This is a genomic window from Nostoc sp., from assembly GCF_036918015.1.
In the GTDB taxonomy this organism is placed as follows: domain Bacteria; phylum Cyanobacteriota; class Cyanobacteriia; order Cyanobacteriales; family Nostocaceae; genus Nostoc.
Window position 1 is genome coordinate 1 of record NZ_JBALEO010000017.1, and the last position, 19,723, is coordinate 19,723.

General features: G+C 42.3%; 14 protein-coding genes and 2 pseudogenes. 4 read left to right on the plus strand and 12 right to left on the minus strand.

Translation table 11 applies throughout. The annotated features are described in order from the left end of the window. Nucleotides 1-184 precede the first annotated feature (184 nt). Nucleotides 185-646 (plus strand): transposase, encoded by a 462-nt coding sequence (locus V7K61_RS04435; RefSeq protein WP_335051296.1) that lies wholly within the window; start codon nt 185-187, stop codon nt 644-646. Nucleotides 647-873: 227 nt separating this feature from the next. Here the strand turns inward: V7K61_RS04435 and V7K61_RS04440 are convergent, their stop codons facing one another. From V7K61_RS04440 to V7K61_RS04455, 4 genes are all read right to left on the minus strand, one after another. Next, nucleotides 874-2,568 carry an alpha/beta hydrolase gene (locus V7K61_RS04440; protein WP_335051298.1) on the minus strand — a complete coding sequence of 565 codons (1,695 nt, stop codon included), beginning with the start codon at nt 2,566-2,568 and terminating at the stop codon, nt 874-876. 262 nt (nt 2,569-2,830) lie between these two features. Then, nucleotides 2,831-6,055, minus strand: coding sequence for an efflux RND transporter permease subunit (locus V7K61_RS04445; RefSeq protein ID WP_335051300.1), 3,225 nt, complete (start codon nt 6,053-6,055; stop codon nt 2,831-2,833). A gap of 336 nt (nt 6,056-6,391) precedes the next feature. After that, complete coding sequence (locus V7K61_RS04450) at nt 6,392-7,804, minus strand: efflux RND transporter periplasmic adaptor subunit (RefSeq protein ID WP_335051302.1); 1,413 nt, start codon at nt 7,802-7,804, stop codon at nt 6,392-6,394. A gap of 171 nt (nt 7,805-7,975) precedes the next feature. Beyond that, nucleotides 7,976-8,245 (minus strand): hypothetical protein, encoded by a 270-nt coding sequence (locus tag V7K61_RS04455; protein WP_335051304.1) that lies wholly within the window; start codon nt 8,243-8,245, stop codon nt 7,976-7,978. Between the two features lie 104 nt (nt 8,246-8,349). Here V7K61_RS04455 and V7K61_RS04460 point away from each other — a divergent pair, with 104 nt between their 5' ends. Next, a complete protein-coding gene (locus tag V7K61_RS04460; protein WP_334704736.1) occupies nt 8,350-8,475 on the plus strand; it encodes a hypothetical protein in 126 nt (41 codons plus the stop codon). Nucleotides 8,476-8,893: 418 nt separating this feature from the next. Continuing rightward, nucleotides 8,894-9,016, plus strand: a pseudogene (locus tag V7K61_RS04465) (DUF4360 domain-containing protein); the annotation flags it as partial. Between the two features lie 176 nt (nt 9,017-9,192). On the opposite strand, the gene V7K61_RS04470 reads toward V7K61_RS04465, so the two are convergent. Further along, on the minus strand, nt 9,193-9,549 hold the full coding sequence (locus V7K61_RS04470; RefSeq protein ID WP_335051307.1) for a hypothetical protein: 357 nt from the start codon (nt 9,547-9,549) through the stop codon (nt 9,193-9,195). Nucleotides 9,550-10,117: 568 nt separating this feature from the next. Here V7K61_RS04470 and V7K61_RS04475 point away from each other — a divergent pair. After that, nucleotides 10,118-11,408, plus strand: a pseudogene (locus tag V7K61_RS04475) (IS4 family transposase); the annotation flags it as partial. A gap of 132 nt (nt 11,409-11,540) precedes the next feature. Here the strand turns inward: V7K61_RS04475 and V7K61_RS04480 are convergent. From V7K61_RS04480 to V7K61_RS04510, 7 genes are all read right to left on the minus strand, one after another. Further along, nucleotides 11,541-12,581: a 5'-methylthioadenosine/S-adenosylhomocysteine nucleosidase gene (locus tag V7K61_RS04480; RefSeq protein ID WP_335051309.1), complete on the minus strand. Its 1,041-nt coding sequence runs from the start codon at nt 12,579-12,581 to the stop codon at nt 11,541-11,543. Nucleotides 12,582-13,134: 553 nt separating this feature from the next. Continuing rightward, nucleotides 13,135-13,500: a cupin domain-containing protein gene (locus V7K61_RS04485; RefSeq protein WP_335051311.1), complete on the minus strand. Its 366-nt coding sequence runs from the start codon at nt 13,498-13,500 to the stop codon at nt 13,135-13,137. A gap of 14 nt (nt 13,501-13,514) precedes the next feature. Continuing rightward, nucleotides 13,515-13,766, minus strand: coding sequence for a hypothetical protein (locus V7K61_RS04490; RefSeq protein WP_335051314.1), 252 nt, complete (start codon nt 13,764-13,766; stop codon nt 13,515-13,517). 51 nt (nt 13,767-13,817) lie between these two features. Further along, the gene (locus V7K61_RS04495) at nt 13,818-13,985 is read right to left on the minus strand and encodes a hypothetical protein (RefSeq protein ID WP_335051317.1); all 168 of its coding nucleotides are present in this window, start codon (nt 13,983-13,985) and stop codon (nt 13,818-13,820) included. Nucleotides 13,986-14,492: 507 nt separating this feature from the next. Continuing rightward, a complete protein-coding gene (locus V7K61_RS04500; RefSeq protein ID WP_335051319.1) occupies nt 14,493-15,995 on the minus strand; it encodes an HlyD family efflux transporter periplasmic adaptor subunit in 1,503 nt (500 codons plus the stop codon). A gap of 38 nt (nt 15,996-16,033) precedes the next feature. Continuing rightward, nucleotides 16,034-18,226: a peptidase domain-containing ABC transporter gene (locus V7K61_RS04505; RefSeq protein WP_335051321.1), complete on the minus strand. Its 2,193-nt coding sequence runs from the start codon at nt 18,224-18,226 to the stop codon at nt 16,034-16,036. A 512-nt stretch (nt 18,227-18,738) separates the two neighbouring features. Further along, nucleotides 18,739-19,149 (minus strand): beta/gamma crystallin-related protein, encoded by a 411-nt coding sequence (locus V7K61_RS04510; protein ID WP_335051323.1) that lies wholly within the window; start codon nt 19,147-19,149, stop codon nt 18,739-18,741. Between the last annotated feature and the right edge of the window lie 574 nt (nt 19,150-19,723).

The window sequence follows — 19,723 nt, forward strand, 5'->3', positions numbered from 1 at the left end:
TGGGAGATGTAACAACTTTTTCCAAACCCAACGCTAGGATAGCTTGATCAATGTAACGACAGGCATCTGAACCCATCGCTCTGACAAGAGGTTCTTACCTTCTGCAATAACTGTGCGGTAAATCTATTACTACATTGTTATCCCTGGTTTTCGCACTCAACGAGTCAGCTTAATTACTACTCTTTTGGATATAGCAACTTATTCTACTCTCGAAATTGTTGGAATTTACAGTAAACGTTGGGATGTCGAATTGGATTTGAGCCATCTAAAAACTAGCTTGGGTATGGATATTCTGCGATGTAAAACACCCTCAATTATCCGCAAAGAAATTTACGTTTTTTTAGTGGCTTATAATCTACTTCGTAGCTTAATGTGGTCGGCTGGAACTATTTATAGTACTCCTCCAAATCGCCTATCACTGCAAGGTACTCGCCATCATTTAATTAACTTTATTCCCAAATTATTAGCTGCTTCTGATCAAAAACGTCTCCGACTTTATCACACTTTGCTAAAAGTTATTGCTCACAAGGCTGTTCCCGACCGTCCTGCTAGAAACGAACCAAGAGTCCGTAAACGCCGCCCGAAAGCTTATCCCTTAATGACCAAACCCCGGCACGAATTACGAAAGCAGTTGCAAACTGCTTAATTCACAAGCATTTCGGCTTTTCTTAGTGCCATTCGTCAGAGTAACCAAGTCTTCTCGCGAATGGGTAAAGCTTGCTGATCGTCCTGGTTGAATTCATTTTCGTTACCTGGAAATGGCTGGGGATTGAAATACACTGGAAAGATGTGGTTTTTTCCCAAAAAAACATATTTGGTATTTTTTGTCAATTTGTAAGTCCTAAAATTAAAGAATACTTAATTATTTAATTCTCATTTCTTACGAACTAATCCCTGGGGAAATCCTGGTGGTAGCGACCTAACGAAATAGACCTTGACTGGTTCATCCCGATTTGAGTTCTTCACATAAGATGTACTTAGAAAAGGACGATATTCAGTCTGGTGAGCAAGATATACTTTCATGAAAGCTGTACTAAAAGCCTGAAGATGAGTGCGTCCCAATTCTGGATCGCGTCCAGAGAAACCAGAGAAACGGTTAGAAGATGATAAAATTACGCTACTCACACCACCAATCAAATCAGTATGAGTCCCTTTGTCACCAATACCCAAATACTTGTCTTTGGTAGTCAACCAAGAAAATGCTTGTACTTGTTCCAACAAGACGGGAGTAAGCGTGTCTGAGGCTCCACCAGCAATGACTACGGGAATTTCGATTCGGCTCAGACCTGCTTGCCCAAGAAGACTACTCGTGACTGGATTGAGAGCAATCACAGCTTTAACTCGGCGATCGCGTAAATCTAGGTTGCTTAAGTTTTGTTGTATCTGTTCATAATCAGGAGAATTTTTTCCCAGTGCTAAAGCACGACACTGCAACAACAACGACATATTGACCGGATCAGATTCAGATTTACAATCTTTGTGCAACTGATTAATATTGATGCGTGCGCCAGCTAAAACTAAGGCTGTGTAACCACCGAAAGATTGTCCAATCACACCGACTTGTTGAACGTTGATTTTTCCTTGTAGCCACGGATCAGATGTTGAACGCTGTTCTAATTGATTAAGTACAAACGTTACGTCTAAAGGTCGGTCAATTAATTCTGTGTCTGCAAATACTTGTTGGCTTTTCCCTGTGAGTAGTGCTTCCATTTGGAGAGAATCACTACCAGGATGCTGAGGAACAACAACAGCAAATCCATAGGATGCTAAATTTTCTGCCAAGTAAACAAAGCTCTCGCGATCGGAACCTAGTCCATGAGAAATGACTACAACTGGTGCAGGTGTTTGACTTTCAGGTAAATAGATATCTGTCTGAATGACTCTAGTTTTAATACTTCCAGTCAGGGATTTACGATTAGTATCCACAAACGCGATCGCTCTCTTCTGCCAAGAAAACGATCCTGACTTGTTGTATAATTCCGGTAATTTTGAGATATCTACAGGTGGTTCAGTCGATGCTTCTGTATTAGACTGTTGCTCAATTACAGAGAGAGCTTGACTTGTCTCCTTGTTCAGAGTTGAAAGTTTATTCATCAGTGCCAAAAGCTCTTCAGTCTTAATCCGAATACTCTGTGAAGGGAAGTAGCGCATCGTATTCAGGAGTGTTAATCCCTCTGGATCAGCCGCCGCTAGAATCAACGCCGCACGAATTGCATAAAAACCGTTTTGTCTTGAATCTGTTTGAATCAATTGACCCGCAGACTTTAACATCGATTCTCCAATTTCTGAGTAGAGAAATTGAGAGACTGCTACGGGACTTAATTTTTGTTTTTCAGTCAAAACCTGACGCAGTTGAGCAATATCCTCTGGTTTGAGGTATTTTTTATATGATGCTAGTTCACTGCTAATTTTACCTTCTTTAGCATAAGTTTTTAAATCAGTAACAGGAAGAGAAAATTCTAAAAGACTGTAAGAAAATTTGATTTGTTCAGCACCGAGAGCTGGCATCATTCCCATACTCAACAGCCCGATAGTGGTACTGACCCAAGAAGGAATTTTAAGTTTCATAGCATGGTGTGAATGAGTAATTTGAATCACAAACAGACTCCAATACGGTTCACTTAAGGCTACTAAAACTCTTTTTTTACGAACCGTAGAGGCGCAGAGAAGCCAGTGCGTTGGGCGGGTTCCCCGACTTGAAGCAACTGGCGCGACACAGAGAGAAGAGAGGGAAGAAATGCTTAACTGAACTGTATTGAAACAGACTTGTGTCTTCTAAAGCATGGGTAGTACTTGTATAGAAAGAGCGATCGCCATCGCTTTCAATCCATTAAGCAGGGGCATCTCCCTGAAACTTGACGACTGTTCCTTGACTCTTTCCATTCAAAGAGGCTAATTCTCCAGATTGAGTAGGTTCAGGCGATTGGGGTGGCTTACCTTTAGAGCCAAAGTCTGTGAGGTTTTTCACCACCACATAAAGGACGGGCACCAGCAACAGACTCATGATGACGGAGATAAATAACCCACCAAACACCGCCGTACCAAGTGATGTCCGGCTGGCTGCACCAGCCCCGGATGACAGTACTAGGGGAAGGAATCCACATAGGGAGGCGATGGTGGTCATGAGAATCGGGCGGAGTCGCTGTTCAACTGCATGGATTACGGCTTGGGCGATGGTCATTCCTTTCTCCCGCGATTGGTTGGCAAATTCTACAATCAAAATCGCGTTCTTACTCGCCAAACCAATCAACATCACCAGTGCCACCTGACAGTACAAATCGTTGACCAACCCGCGCACTGAGACGAATAACAGAGCGCCTAAAATCGCAAAGGGTACTGTCAGTAGGATGATGATTGGGTCGATATAATTTTCGTACTGCGCTGCCAAAATGAGAAACACAGCTACGATCCCAAGAGCAAAGATCAGAATCGTTTGTCCGCCAGACTTGGCTTCTTCTCTGGAAATTCCTGTCCAGTCGTAACCCAAACCTGGCTGGTCAATCTCCTTAAAAGCCTGCTGCATCGCCTCAATTGCTTGCCCAGAACTGTAACCAGGGGCAGCACTACCTTGAATCTTGATGGAGCGGAATAAGTTGAAGTGGCTGATGGTTTGCGGCCCTGTAATGGGAGTCACTTTGGCCACTTCATTCAGTAGCACCATGTTACCACCTCTGGAACGGACATTAATTTGACCAATATTGTCGGGAGAGTTGCGAAACTGTTCATCTGCTTGGATGTATACTCGGTAGCTGCGCTGGGAGAAGGTAAAATCATTGACATACTGCCCACCCATGTAAGCGCCCAGGGTACTCATTGCCTGACTAAAATCGACATCGAGGGCTTCTAAGCGATCGCGGTTAATGTCAATCTCGTACTGGGGAGTGCTGGCGGTAAATTGAGTGAACACTTGGCGCAAGGCGGGATTCTGATTGGCTTTGGCAATCAACTGTTGCGCGATCGCCAAAAATTGATCGATACTCAGTTGTCCGTTGCTGCGGTCTTGAAGTTGAAATTCAAAGCCACCTGTCACGCCATAGCCAGAGACGGCGGGTAGGTTGGATGTAAATATCAAGGCATCCTGATTTTGGGCGAAGATGCCATTCAGCCGTTGCACGATGGCCTTCACCGAATGTTCTTCACCCTCGCGCTCTTTCCACTCTTTCAGGTTAAAGAAAAACGTCCCCTGATTGGGTCCATTGCCGTTTAAACCAAAGCCGCCAATGACGAGAGACGCTGACAGTTCAGGCACTTCTTTTTTCAGGGTTTGATACACAGTCTGCGTCACTTTTTCGGTGGAGGCGAGGGAGACACCATCGGGAGCCTGAATCAGACCGACGATAATACCTTGATCCTCATCTGGCACAAATCCACTGGGGACGGAAAGATAGATAAACACCGTAGCTGCCAGTCCGAGGATAAATACCCCCACTACAAACATGCGGATGCGGATCAGGAACTTGGTTAGACCCTCGTATTGCTTCAGCACCCAGCTAAAGCCCCGGTTAAACTGCCGAAAGAACCAGCCCAGTGGCCCTCGCCCTTCCCCGTCGGCATGATGTAGGAAGAGTGCCGACATACTGGGGGTGAAACTCAGGGCATTGAATAAAGAAATACCAATGGAGAAGATAATAATCAGTGCAAATTGCCGATACATGATGCCAGTCGCACCCGGAAAAAAGGACACCGGGATAAATACCGCCATCAACACCAAGGAGGTGGCAATCACCGCTCCTGAAAGCTCCCCCATCGTCTCAAAAGCCGCTTGCCGTCGGTCTAAGCCTTGTTCCATCTTAGCGGCAATCCCCTCTACCACGATGATGGCATCGTCTACAACCAGACCTGTTGCCAGTACTAATCCGAACATAGTCAACGTGTTGAGCGAAAAGCCCAGGAGATATGCAAAGGCCAATGCACCAACCAGGGATACAGGAACAGCGATCGCCGGAATGATGGTAGCACGCCAATCTTGCAAAAAGATGAAAATTACTAGCACCACTAGGGCGATCGCTTCCATCAGCGTCTTGACGACTTCTTCAATTGAGACTTCCACAAACTTGGTGGTGTCGTAGCATATAACCGCTTTCAAACCGGGGGGAAAGTTTTTCTCTAGCTCTGCAATTTGGGCTTCCACGGCTTTGGCAGTATTCAGCGCATTACTGCCCGGAAGTTGATAGATCAACATGGCAGCGCCGGGTTTGCCCTGTACCAGTGCCGAAGTAGTATAGTCCTGTGCGCCTAATTCGGCTCGTCCCACATCCTTGAGTTTAACCAGTGTCCCGTCGGTTTGGGTCTTAATTACTAGGTTCTCGAATTCGCCGACATCTTTTAATCTACTATTGATACGTAGCGGGAAATTCGAGTTCTGATTTGCCTTCGTGGGCGCTTGACCAATCGACCCTGCCCCCACCTGAACATTCTGAGCAGTTAAGGCACTGCTGACATCTGTTGCCGTCAAACCCCGACTGGCTAAAGCGTTTGGGTCAAGCCATAGCCGCATCGCATATTGGCGTTCCCCAACCAGAGTTGCATCTCCCACACCAGGGACGCGCTTGATGGCATCGGTGATGTACAGGTCAACATAGTTACTCAAAAAGATGTTGTCGTACTCGCTATTTTCGGCATAGAAGCCATAAACTAGGAGAATACTGCTAGAACGTGCTAGGGTGGTCAGTCCAGTTTGCCGCACAGACTCAGGTAACGTCGGTTCGGCGATCGCGGCTCGATTCTGGACGTTGACTTGGTTAATGTTACGGTTACTCGTTGGGTCAAACTGAGTTGAAATGGTGCTGGTACCATTGTTACCACTAGTTGAAGTCATGTATTGCATCCCCTCAACCCCGTTTATTTGCCGCTCAACCAAAGTTGATACGGTATTTTCAACAGTTTGGGCATCTGCGCCAATATAGGTGCTGGAGGTTTGTACCTGAATCGGTGCAATTTCCGGTAAGTTGTTAATCGGCAGTAAGGGAATACAGATACCACCAATCAGCAAGATTAAGATGGTGCAAACTGTTGATAAGACAGGTCGCTTGATAAAGGTGTCTGCGATCGACATGATGATTAACTCCTAAGACCGATTTTTTTTCAACGCAAAGGTGAGGCAGTGCGGTCTTTTCCCAAAGGGAGAGGCTAACGCCAAGTGGGTTTCCACGCCAGTTGCTTTTAAGTCGGCAGAGCCGCCCAACACACTGGCTCCCCATGAGTGACTGCCGACGCAAAGGTTAGCGCAAAGATACGCAGAGGTTTTTTTAAAGATAATTTGCTATGTCCCAAAATAATTAGGCGCATCTTCATAGAGAATTGGTATAAAGATTTCTTAATTCTTTGCGTCCCTCTGCGTTTACCTCTGCCCCCTACCCCTGCGGGAAAGCGAAACGCCTATGCGTTTAAACTAAGGTTGTGGTTGAACGGGTATGCCATCACGTAGTTTGAGGATATTGGACACCGCTATGCGATCGCCTGGTTTAATTCCTTCTAAAATAGGATAGCGTTCGCTTTGCACCTCACCCAACTTCACAGGTTTTTGATGCACAACGAATTGCGGCTTTTGTTTTGACTTGTCTTCTTCTACCACCTTTTCCTGAGATTTGTTTTCTTCCACCACATAAACAAAACTCTGTCCACCAATGCGATTCACCACTTGAGTCGGAATCAAAATTCCCGTCTGCTGGCTCCAGACAATCCGGGCGCGAACATATTCCCCATCCCGCAATTTGCCATTGGAATTACCAAATCGAGCTTTCACTAATATAGATTGGGCAGATGTATTCACTTGTGGCGAGATAAAGTTAATACTGCCGGTGGTTAAACGCTTACCTGTGTTGGCATCTAGTAGCTCTACAGGTAATCCTCGACGCAATTGGGCAGCATTGTTGGATGGCACCAAAATTCGCATATCCAGGAGATCGTTTTTGGTAATTGTGGTTAAGTTACCGCCAGTATTCACATAATCGCCTACTTTGACGGAGAAATCGCCAACGATACCATCAAGCGGTGCAACTATCTGCTTCTGGCTCAGATTCACTTGACTTGAGGCCACTTCAGCCTGGGCTTGCTGGACGTTCGATAGTGCCTGATTGACACTTGCTTGGCCTGCATTTACCTGCTTTTGGGCGGCGGCTAGGGTGGCGATCGCTGCATCTAGGTTGTTTTTCGCAATATCCAGTTGTTGCCTTGCCTGTGCGCCTTCAGTTACAAGCACCTTGGTTCGCTGGAACTGCACTTGCTGTAATTTCACATCTGCTGCTGCTTTGACTTGATCGGCTCGTTTTGCTTCTAGTTCTGCCTGAGCAGTTGCTACAGCCGCCCGATTGGAGTTAACCGTAGCAATAGCGCTGGAAATATTGGCTGTAGTCTGATCCAAACTTAGAGAGACAATTGGGGTTCCCTTGCTGACGCGATCGCCACTGGCTACAAATATGCGATCGATTCGCCCCTGAGTTTGGGGCTGAAGCGAAACGCGCTCCTGGGCTTCTAATGTGCCGACAAACTCAGAAGTAGATTGAACTTGACTCGATTCAAGAGTTTGCACCTTAACTGGAAGAGGCGGTGCCTGTGGCGGCGGAGCTTCTCGGTTGCCTAACAGTCGCCAAGCTACAAAGCCCCCGCCGCCAATCAGCAGAACCGCCAGTATAACCCAAAGCCATCTCTTGCGCTGTGGAGGGGGTTTAGAAGCGGTTTCGTCAGTACTAATCCGATCTGTAGATACTGGCGCTAAGACTGAACCTGAGCTGTTTGCAGCACTGTTTTTCAAATCAGCAGTTGGCTCGGAAGATACAGATTCAAATGGGCGATTGAGTGACATAAGATATTCAACTCCGTCAAGATTCGTAATTCAGATTAAATCTGGGTTTCCAAGTTTGGATCTACCGTAAATATTTTTTAAATTGGTATAAACTACAGCAGAAACTCTGCACCTAAAGCAGTGAACTTTGGGATTATTTTTGGCAGCGCTAAGGCAAAAAATATTGGCAGCTTAATCTCTGCGTTCAGCCGCCATTTGCCAAATTCTTTCTAGGGTTTGAATTTGTTTTAGCCGCATTGCTATTAGTTCATCGCGTATTTTGTGCCGCCTTCTAACCCGAACTCCGATATAGAAGAAGACTGCTGCGACACAAATACAGGCAACAAACAAACTATCAAATTGGTTTGTTTGTTGGGTGAGGTCAATTTGATTTAGTTGTTCAGTCACTGAAGCTAGAAATTGGGAGTGTACTGTGATATCAGTGGGAGATAATCTATCCATATATGTATGCTTTTTTTAATAATTAGTCTTATCACAACCTACACATTTTTATTTTTTAGGCAAAACCTACGCGGGATTCCTAATCCGGACAATTTATTTTAATCGTGTCTTACTTCTTTGTAGTTACCGCAGCGGCTTCGGCATCTAGTCTAGCGGCGATCGCTTCTAAGGTTGCTTTTTCAGCCTCTTTAATGGTGGCGATCGCTAGGAAGGTTGCAGTAGCTTTCTGAAATTTGGCTAGATTATTGTCAAGTTAAAATTGAATCTCATCTTGAGTTTTTTTGCCGCACATTTAATAGTTACAAATTTTGCCCAATATAACCTCTACCTTTTGAACGTTTTAGTAGAAGTTATACAATTAACACGCTATTTAACCCCTTTTCAAAACATAATTGCTCTTACAAAAAATTTCCCTCTGTTGCTCTTATTAAGACTTTAAACGCTAAATTTAGGCAATTATATCGCAATCCTAAACTGCAATTAGAACGAATTTTAAATAGACTTTTCCGCGAATCATAAATGTTTATGAGAAAAGGTTTTGACGGATTAGATAGTACCTGCGATCGCGTCAACTCAGATAAGCCAGTTTATTCTGATTCACTTCTAAACTGGCTTCTTCACAAGCTGATAGGCTGGGAACCCCATCCTTCCATGCGGGTGAATACTGCGATGACTGCCAAAGGTCAAGGGATGGCTACTGTTGACTCCTTCGATCTTGCACACCGAGGTTTGGTTTATCACATCAAATATCGCACCTGTCGTAAAAACTAGTACACTTCAGGATAATTCCGGCACAGAAAATTTATTCTGAAACCTTTTATCTAGTGGGATTTTTACTCATAGTAAACGCAGAGTACAATACATACTTTGCGCTAGCGTAAAAGTAAATATTGACCCTAGCGCAAAATATATTCTCTACTGTATTGTTGCCCAAGAGTATGAAGTGATTAAATCAGAATAGGGAGCAAAACTGACCCAACAATAGACAGAGTTAGGATCTGGCGACTTAGCCAATCAGCGTTTTCGCGCAGGATATGCAGAATACTACCGTGAAGCACTGTTTCTATATGTATCCGCTCCTGTAGAGGGAAAGAGTAGCGGCTTTTGGGGGTGCTGGATAATTCCTGTACCCCTTCGACTACATAGCGGTTAGGGACATGACTTAGAATGTGGGCAATTAACTTTTGGCGCAACTCATGAATCGAAAAAGCTAATTGATAAGGATGTTCAGGGTACTCATATAAGACATTCTCAATTTCTTGAATGACTATTGGCAATGTTAAATTAATCAACGTATGTGACATTAGTGTTGTTTGATATAGATGTTTACTTTCGAGCCGAGATTCATTTGGTTAACTGTGCAGTCTGTTATTAAAAACATTTCCAAATATTTCTAATTGCTCTTCTTGTAAAGAGTGTAACAACCAGACGTTTGAAATTGAGTACTTACAAGAGTTTGATGGATAGTTGAATTGTATAAGTTGATTAACGATGCAGAAAAAACCTAGCCAGATTAATTTAGCAAATACAACTCTCTTTGAGGAATTAACCAACAAAGCGATGCCTAGGTTGGGCTGCGGCTACGCCATTCCCCATCCGTGAGAGGTTAGAATAAAGCGCCTTTTGTCAATCAGCTAAAATACTCAAAATAGTCTTAATAAGAATGATAATCGTGTATGGGGAGAGGGGGAGCAGGCAAGCTTCGCTTGCCTCCTCCCCCTCTATTTGATTATCATTATCTTGAAGGTACTTGACAACTTAAATAAGGTAAGAAAAAGTATTGTAACGACAAAATAACTTTGCAAGAAGCAGGCAACATTGTTAGGTAAATTCAATTATCAAACGAGGTAATGAAAAATTTGGTTTACCGCCATGCCTAAGCGACCAAAACAAAACTCTGACCACCCACACGGACATAATACTCCTACTATAGATAATGAAGCGATCGCTAAACATTTAGAAGCTTTATTAACCCCAGCAGTTTTTGCCCAACAAAAATATTATAAGCAATTAGGATTACGAGATAGAATTCTGAATCTATCGTTAATGGTGGCAGCAGTACTAACACTGTTGTGGCGACAAGTTCCTGGCGTTCAAGAGTTAAATCGTCTGTTAGCACGAGAAGGTTTCTTATGGTGTCAAGTTACCAAAGTTGCCCAACAATCACTCTCAGAAAGATTTTTAGTATTCCCAGCAGAGTTATTTGAGAATGTCTTTAAAGATTTGTTGCCTCAATTGCAATTTAATTGGCAACAAAGACTCATGCGACCATTGCCAGATAGTGTTAAGTTTACACTGGGTAATTTTGAACGAATTTGGATAGCTGATGGCTCCACATTAGAGGCTTTATTTCGTAAAAAGCCTGAAAGACTTGAAAACAGGTCAGTTAGCCGGAAAGATTTGTACAGTTATTGATTTGGTTACTCGTTTACCTGTTGAAGTTTGGTTTCACACTAATCCCGCAGCTTCGGACACCAATTTTGAAGCGGCGGTACTCAATTTGGTGACTGCTAAGACTTTAATTTTACTCGACAGAGGTTTCTATCATTTCCAGTTTTTACAACAACTGATTAATCAAGAAGTCCATTTTATTACTCGTTTAAAAGCCAAAGCATCTATTAAATACTTAAAAATTTTTAGCTATGATCATTTACTTAAAGACCGATTGATTCAACTTGGTACTGTTCGTCGTGGCGCACCAGTACTGACTTTACGTTTAATCGAGATAAAGGTTGGTAAAACTAGCTATTCTTATGTTACTTCTGTTCTCGATCCACAAATATTACCTCCCTACGTCGTCGCTGATTTATATCGACGAAGATGGAGAATTGAAGAGGCTTTTTACGTGGTTAAACGTTTATTGGGACTGTCTTATTTATGGACTGGTTCTATTAATGGTGTTAAGCTACAAGTCTGGGCTACTTGGCTATTTTATGCCGTCTTAGTTGATTTAGGGGACGCGGTTGCTGACGAATTATCTCTACCATTTGACCGCATTTCTTTGGAGATGATTTTTCGTGGTTTGTACCATTTTAGTGTTGCAAATGACAAAGGCAAAGCGGATGACCCGATTAAATATTTCGCTGCCCCTGAGAATCAAGACTTAGGCGTGGTTAAATATCTCCGAAAGCCAGTCTCCAAGGTGGATTTATCTCCTTTTCCCGCACCCTCTTGACAAAAGTGCAATTACCTTAACCTCTCACTGATGCTTTAGGCCCGCCTCAAAACCTCCACGAAAAGATAACGGGAAAAGTCAGATACGTAATTTGGTTTAAGTAAATCGGGAGCTTATCTCCTATTCATCAAGGTTTTTATGGGTGTTTGACCAAGCCTCTAAAAAGCCAAGAGTCACTTTGGCTTCGTTACTCTCAGCTAAACCGCTTCCGAAGAACGCACCAATATCTGTAGAATCATCTCCACCAGCTAAATCTGATAAACTGCGGAAAGCAATGAAAGGAATTTCGTTAGCATAAGCAACGTGAACAAATGCTGTAGTTTCCATGTCTACCGATACAGCTTTAATAGTTTTAAAAACATAATTTCTGTAGTCGGGATTAGCAAGAAAAGCTGGCGCAGTTATACCTCTACCACCAATCCGCAGCATTGGCTGAGTTGATATACAAAGATTTGGTTGCTTCGGGCCACATTTGTCAAGTTGCGGACGAAGTGTTTTGGCGATAGCCAGCATTTCTGCATCAACTTTATAATCAAACTTATACTCTCCATTTGGGAAGTTTGAGCTATTTCTTACAAAAGTGTCCCGCATAAACAAGCCTGAACCGACCAAACCATTTGTTGTTGGCACTTGATAATCAGAATTTGCTGTACTAGTAAAAGTAGATAACTTCAAGCCAAGACACAACAAGTCCCCTGGCGTTCCACAGGGAGTTGGAATATTGCTGTCACGGTTCCAGTAGACTTCTAAAGGCAGCGACCATTTGCTAGGGATAGCAACATCGCCAATGTGATAATTTGGATCTATACCACCAGCAATTCCACTGAGTAACAAGTGATGAATATTAAAGTTATCGATCGTCAATTGAGTAACCATTGATGCGTTCTCGACGCTTACTCCAGTCAAAACAATCACTACATTGTTACCTCTTAGCTTTCCTGTAGTGAAGATATTCCCGTTGATTGTATATTGATACTTATTAGTAGTTTCCGCCAACAAAATATCTGCTTCTTGACCAAATGCAGAGAGAATACCGATACGCGGTTTACACTCTGTCAGACAACCTTTTATTTTTCTTTCCCGCGCACTTACTTGAGTTGCAGCCAAAGAAAGACATACAAAGGCAATTGTACATGCACGTTTTATTTTCCAGGAGAGCATATTAGTACCTTTTATATTGTCAAAAAAATGATTTTGGTATAGTACATGGCTGAGACTGCGATCGCTTGCAGTGATGGTCCCCGCCTTTGGTGTCAAGGTCAACAACTAGTAGTTTGCCAACCCAAAAATGTTAGGTGGAGGCAGGCAGAGGAGCAGGGGTGCAGAGGAGAGTTCAATGTGCCTTGTTCCTTCCCCTCTGCCCCTTTGCTCCTCCGCTCCTCTGCCCTTGGAGCTAACCACCTTTGCATTGTTTCCTTGGCGTACTATTAGGGGGTTGATGCCGAATGGTGATTCCATGTTCAGGGGGTAGCAAACCTCACCTGGCAGCCCTAAATCCCCATAAAAATCTATGTTTATGCAGCGTACACTCGGTATAAAGCCAATCCTTCGGCAAACCGAGCCTACAAGCAAGGAAAATCGTTACTGAAATGATCACTTATTTTTTGTTCTGAACCTCGAAACCCTATCTCTTTCGTACCTGCACCTGTTTGTAGGGACTGCCCAACTTTGATCCCAGATTCTTTAATCGATTTGTTTTTCATCATGACTGTTTCTACTTTGAATATATAGTCTCGTCTTGTTTACGCCACGCTGGATCAACTATGCATAGAAATACTAGTGATTCTGCCCCAGAATTGCGAATAAATTGTCTAGCATTCGGTGGAATATAGATAGCATCTCCTGCTTCTACTATCTCTATTTCATCATCTATGTGCATTTCTCCCTGACCACTAAGGATGTAGTAAACTTCCGAAGTTGTTAAAGAATGAGGTGTAGAAGTTTGTCCAATTGACACTACTGCATGAGCTAGACTATATCGTAATTTCAAAGGTTGCTTATCAGGATGTAATAATTCTCGCATTCGAGTGCCATCACCTGTAATGAATTCTGCACACGCATTCAGTTTTTGTACTAGCACTGTCTAAAAACCCTTTAAAACAATAAGTATAAATGATTGTAGCTGGCGAGCGATTGCCAAGGCAGCAACGCAAGTTTTCTACATTTTCCACTTTCTACAAGTTCTATGTGTTTTCGTTTTATTTCTAGCCAGTTGTAGAGTGGGAACTGAACGGGAGCAACGCGAAAAAGTGAGATCATCGTGAAAAGAGCAATCTTTAGCTGTTCTTGAGCAAGGGAAGCGATCAGATTGCTCCTCCTCTCAAGAACAGCAGTAACAGCGATCATTGTTGCTACCTGATTTTAGTCTGGGCAACTTACTGAGCCGCCTATGTAACCTCAATACCCATCTTTATTATTAGCAATATCACCTTTAAAAGGTTGAACTCCTGTTGCTGGGTAATCATCATCTCTAGGTCCAAAAATTCTACTGACTGCACCTAAAATATAGGAGATTACTTGCGTAACCCCATTTATAATTGATTTCAGTATTTTTGAGAGAGACATAAATTATTCTCCTGATTTATTGTTGCTGTTAAAAACTTATTTTTTGGTTGATTTACTATTATTTAACCTCATTTTATAATTATAAACATCCCTCTAATAGGGTAGGATTTATATTTGAATAAATAATTATCAAACGAATTTTCATTATTTTGATGTTATATAGCAATCCTTAAAAATAATTTATTTATTTGATCTGAGATCCAATAATCAAAAAATATTTAAATATTTACAAAATATTTTTAATTATTATATTTTTAAAGTCTGACTACACTCTCAAGTCTGAGGAGGTTTGTTGACAATGAATGCAGATTTTTCCTACTTTCAAATATTAGCCATGTAAGCCTTTGTGCTTTTCTGATACAAATTATTTAAAAGCTATAGGACTCCTATTTGATTTCTGAACAAGACTAAGAGAGAATACTGAGAGGCGTAGAAGTCTAAGAGGGAACAATGGTGAGTCAGCATGTAGAAACTGCCACACTGACAAATTCTAAAACACATTTAACGTTATAAATCCGTGATTAACCTTGCCTTGCGGAGCAAGAATTGCAGTACAGTTTCTTCGCGTGTAATAATATCAACCCTGCCATCCATACCCAATTGAATTTGGCATTTCTTTGTAGTGCGACCTAAAGCAAGTTTCTCTGGCTCAATTGTGACCTCGTAAAAAGCGCCTACAGCAGTTGCTTTTGGGATAGAATTTGTATCAGCATTTGCATCGTTTTTTTGCGGACTAACAGCATCCGGGGAAATCGTTTTCACGATGCCATTGAGAGTACCGTAATCGGGATAAGGACAAGCTGTTACTCGCATTTGCACTTTTTGACCGACTTTTACCTTACCTTTTTCCTCAGAACCGACAGCTGCTTTGATAATTAAAGGTGCATGACTAGGAACAATTTGGACAACCTCCTCCCCTGCCCGGAGAGTTTGACCGGGGTTTCTCAAATTTAACTTGGAAATAATTCCGTCTGCTGTAGCAGTAATAGTAGTTTGCTTGAGATCGATTTCAACTTGCTTGAATTCACTAGTATCGCGCTCTAATTGTTTTTCAGTTTCAATTTTCTGCTTGAGAAGTACTTGAAGTTCTCTTTCTAACGATGCTTTATTCACTTCCCCAGAGGCTTTTTCTTGAGCAATGCGTTCGGTTGCCATTGCTACCTCTGCATTGCTTGGGTTGAGAGATGCTTGAGCGCGATCGCGTTTAGCAATAGCCCCTAAAACAGCTTGTTTTAGCCGTTCATTTGTTTTTTCTTGGGCCTTATAATTTGCTTTTTGCGCCTGTACAGCTTGTTCCTGCTGTTTGACAGCCAGCTGTACTTCTTCTAGTTGATCGCCAGATAATGCCCCTTGTTTAGCGGCACTTTCATATCGGTTCTGCTTTGATGTCGCTCCTCCTAAAGCCGCCTCAGTCGCGTGGAGATTAGCTAGTGCTGATTGCAACTGTGCTTGCCCTGCATATAATTCTTCTTGGGCCATTTTGACATTGGCTGATGCTTCTTGGAGTTCAGTGATACTGGTAATTTTTTTGTCTTGATGATCGCGATCGCGTCCCTTCAATTCAGCTTTAGCAGAGGCGATAGTCCGATTAGCGCGATCGCTTTCAGCTCGAATTTGACTATCTATTGCATTAATTTGCAGAACGGTTTGAATTAGTTGTAACCTAGCTTGTTGAATATTGGTTTGCAGCTGGTTTTTTTTGGTTTGCAATCGAGAGTCATCAATAGTGGCAATTTTATCTCCTTTTTGTAGCGTTTGATTTTCTTTGACGTAAATCTGCATTACCTGTCCTTCTGTCGCCGCCTGTACAATTGGCAATTCACCCGCAGGACGGACAACAGCTTGCCCAATGACTGTAACTTTATATTTAACAACCGCAGCTACAGGAACAGCTAACGACAACGCAAACAAGATAAATAGTGCGCCAAATGTAGTCCAACGGCTAATAGGTGGGAGAAAGTCGTTGTCTTGAAGTGGGGGTAAAAAATTTTTTTGAGAGTTACTAATCATAAATGCTGAGTTGATGTAAAATTACCAATAACCATTAACTAATTCCGAAAGACCAAAGAAGATTTAAACCCATTGTGATCAGGAGAAATTTCATCAATAAAGCTTAAATGCTCTCCAGGAATCTGACGTAATTCTTCTGGAGTTCCTTGAATTTTTAAGCGTCCATCTTCAAGCAACACAATCCAATCAGCCCGTTTGATAACTTGAGGACGGTGGCTAATCATAATTGTGGTTTTGCCTTGACGGTGAGTAAGTAATCTATCCAAAACTTGGGTTTCACTTATTGGGTCAAGAGCGCCTGTGGATTCATCTAAAATTAATATAGGTGGGTCAGTAACAATTGCTCTAGCGATCGCTAATCTCTGCCTTTGTCCGCCAGAAAGATTTGCACCAAATTCGCCTAAAACAGTTTGATATTTATCGGGTAATTTACTAATGAATTCATCTGCACCAGCAATATGGCAAGCTTTGACTATATTTTCAAAACTAATATTGGGATAACTAAAGCGAAAATTTTCAACAATCGAACGGCTCCAAAAATGAGGTTCTTGGGGAACTAATACGACTTGCTGCCGCAAACATTCTAAAGATAAGTCTTGCTGGTTATATAAGCCATAACGGATATTACCAGATTGGACTTGATATAAACCAGTAATTAATTTGCCAAGAGAGCTTTTGCCACAGCCAGATTCACCAATTAAGGCTATTACTTTACCACCAGGGATAGTTAAAGAAAAGTTTTCTAAAAGGTCAGTTCTACCAGCATGGTGAAAGTTAACTTGAGAACAAGTAATATCTGCATTCCCAGAAATTTCTGCCCAAGGTTTTTTAAAGTCATTTTCATCTTCTGGGGTAGCATCTATGACTTCTGTCAAGCGTTGAACGACAATTTGAGCAGTGATAAATTGATCAATTAGCCCGACTACTGACCCTAAAAACCCAAGAAAGCTGCCACTCATCCCACTGTATGCCAGCAGTTGACCGATGGATAATGTCTGATTAATTACCAAGCTAGAACCTAACCAGAGTATGCCAATACTCGTCAATTTGGAAAGAATACTAGTGACTGTGCTGCTGTAAAGCCCCAACTTCATCGTAGTCCAGCCTAAGTTAGCAATGCGACCAAAATTTGTCTGATATTCTTGCCAAGCTTGCTCTGTGGCTTGGGTGGTTTTGAGGACTTGAACACCGTGAAAGGTTTCGACTAAAAAGCCTTGGTTTTCCGTACCTTTAACGATGAGGCTGCGGGTTTTCCGGCGCAAGGCGGGAAGAAAAAGCAGGTTGACTCCTGTAACGATGACAAAGGCGGCGAGGGAAGCTAGAGTCAGTTCCCAACTATAGAAAAGCATGAAAGCCAAGGAAACCAGAGCCACAAAAAATTGACTGGGTAAACCAAGGACAATTTGGGAAACGAGACTATTGATGGTATGAACATCTGCAATCCGGCTAACTACTTCCCCACTGCGACGTGCTTCAAAATATGATAGGGGTAAGCGCAACAGTTTTCGCCCGTATTCTAGAATTAGCCCGTATTGCAACCGTTGACCAAAATGACCAATCAGGTGAGATTGTACTAAACCAATGGCATTTTGAATTAGGTTCATGGCAATGACGCCAATTGCCACCGTTGTTAGCAGTTGGGTATCTCCCCGCACTAGCACGTCATCGGTGAGAAGTTGCATCATTAAAGGGGAGGCGAGGGACAACAGCCCGATCGCAAAGTTGATGGCGATCGCCTGAATCAGCAGGTTACAATAGGGTAATATCCGCGCAATGAACCGCCCAAAACCACCAATTTTATCTTCTGCTTGCTCATAAAAGCGGCTGTCGTCTGGCATCAGCAGCAGCATCACACCATCACTCCAACCCGCCATTAACTCTTTTAAGCTGAGATAACGGATACCAACTGCGGGGTCAGAGATAATACATTTTTTCCCCTTTAGCCCGTAAAGTACTACCCAGTGGTAGCCTTTCCAGTGAATGATCGCGGGCATTGGAACTTCATTTAATTTCTCTAGTACTTCTGTGGTGGCTTGGACTTGACGAGCATGGAATCCCAGAGTTTCTGCTCCCCGTCTCAAACCTAGTAGCGTGGTTCCCCGTGAACCTGTGCCTACTGCTTCTCGCACGCGGTTCATGGCAAAGGTGCGTCCGTAGTGTTTGGAAACAGTGGCAAGGCTTGCAGCACCACAGTCTTCCTCACTGTGTTGCAGTACGCTTTGGTATTTCATAGTTAAATTACTGAAGTTTTTGATGCCGTAGAGGCAACACAGATCAATACGGTTATTCAACTGCCTCAGAGATATATACTCTGAGGTAGCTTTGCCCTTTAAACAAAAATCACTCTTAAGGTTGCTTAGAAGTATAAGTTTGCCGTTGCGGCAAACTTATAGGTAAAGTCATGACATACTCTGAAAATGGTGCAATTTAATCACTCTACAACGGATCTACAGAGACAGTAAAATTTTCACTTGCATTCCGTGGATTAGCGATGTACAAGCTGCGATCCTGATTTTTCTCTGTTTCAGTACCGTTAGCAATATCCCTGAAAATTACGCATTACGGAAAGCGGAAGTGATTGCGAGTTATCAGCGAACTGGGAACAATTACTAGTAAAGTTATTGATATTAGTTAACTGATAACTGATACTTGAAAACTGTTAACACTGCCTCAAAGATATATAATCTGAGGCAGCTTTGCCCTCTAGACAAAAATCACTCTTAAGGTTGCTCTTAAGTCAAATCTACACTACACGGAAGGCGGAAGTGATATTGTCGTTATTAGCCCCAAGAGAATAGTCTCCTGGGCCGAGAACACCAGTAGACTGTCCTTTAAAATTTGAGTCGCTAAAGAAATTCCAGCTACCCCGTAGAATCTTAATCGATGAGGTTTGATCGTTGAAACCGTTAACATTGCCTTCGTTATCTAGCCCGATGTTGCCAATGCCATCACCTGTCACTGAATTGAGTCCTAAAGCCCCCCCTTGTTCACCCGGATCTTTGAAAAGAAGTACATCTGGGTCAGAGCCTCCTACGCCGCCACCACCACTACAGCTAGCAGCTACCTCATCGTTAAGTTCCTTCACTGCGCTGAAACTCAATTGGGCTAATGTTTGATTGTTCATATCTACTCCGTTGTTGTTGATGTTAGACATTGTTTCTCTCCTGAATAAATTTCAAATTTGAGCTTTAACTGAAGGTTAAAACCAATTCTCCATGACGATGCACTTAATATTTCTTAGACGAACCGCAAAGTACGCATTCGCGCAGCGTCTCGTAGAGAAGAAAGAGATCAGTCAAGGAATCAATTATTAAGTGAAAGTTTACAGAAAATTGGTATTCCTATAGAGTCTGTTCTCAAAAACCTTTCAGATGCTTTTAATTTGTCATCTTGTTAACACTGTAACAACCAGACGCTTGAAATCCTGTATATACAAGAGTTTGATTTATAATTTAATTTTAGAAGTTGATTGACTTCTACAAAGAATGCACTCAAGATTATTTTTGAAATAAGTTTACAGAAAGTTGGTATTTCTATAGAGTTTGTTCTCAAAAACTTTTCAGATGTTTTTAATTGGTCATCTTATTAAGACTGTAATAACCAGACGTTTTAAATTGTGTATATACAAGAGTTTGATTTATAATTTTATTGTAGAAGTTGATTAACTTCTACTAAAAATGTAGTCAAGATTATTTTTGAAATATAGGAATGCTATTTGATTTTTGAAA

Bases quoted from the DNA above. Each gene is read 5' to 3' on its own strand.
- V7K61_RS04440 (WP_335051298.1), bottom strand. From the start codon at position 2,568: ATGAAACTTAAAATTCCTTCTTGGGTCAGTACCACTATCGGGCTGTTG.
- V7K61_RS04445 (WP_335051300.1), bottom strand. From the start codon at position 6,055: ATGTCGATCGCAGACACCTTTATCAAGCGACCTGTCTTATCAACAGTT.
- V7K61_RS04450 (WP_335051302.1), bottom strand. From the start codon at position 7,804: ATGTCACTCAATCGCCCATTTGAATCTGTATCTTCCGAGCCAACTGCT.
- V7K61_RS04455 (WP_335051304.1), bottom strand. From the start codon at position 8,245: ATGGATAGATTATCTCCCACTGATATCACAGTACACTCCCAATTTCTA.
- V7K61_RS04470 (WP_335051307.1), bottom strand. From the start codon at position 9,549: ATGTCACATACGTTGATTAATTTAACATTGCCAATAGTCATTCAAGAA.
- V7K61_RS04480 (WP_335051309.1), bottom strand. From the start codon at position 12,581: ATGCTCTCCTGGAAAATAAAACGTGCATGTACAATTGCCTTTGTATGT.
- V7K61_RS04490 (WP_335051314.1), bottom strand. From the start codon at position 13,766: ATGATCGCTGTTACTGCTGTTCTTGAGAGGAGGAGCAATCTGATCGCT.
- V7K61_RS04495 (WP_335051317.1), bottom strand. From the start codon at position 13,985: ATGTCTCTCTCAAAAATACTGAAATCAATTATAAATGGGGTTACGCAA.
- V7K61_RS04500 (WP_335051319.1), bottom strand. From the start codon at position 15,995: ATGATTAGTAACTCTCAAAAAAATTTTTTACCCCCACTTCAAGACAAC.
- V7K61_RS04505 (WP_335051321.1), bottom strand. From the start codon at position 18,226: ATGAAATACCAAAGCGTACTGCAACACAGTGAGGAAGACTGTGGTGCT.
- V7K61_RS04510 (WP_335051323.1), bottom strand. From the start codon at position 19,149: ATGTCTAACATCAACAACAACGGAGTAGATATGAACAATCAAACATTA.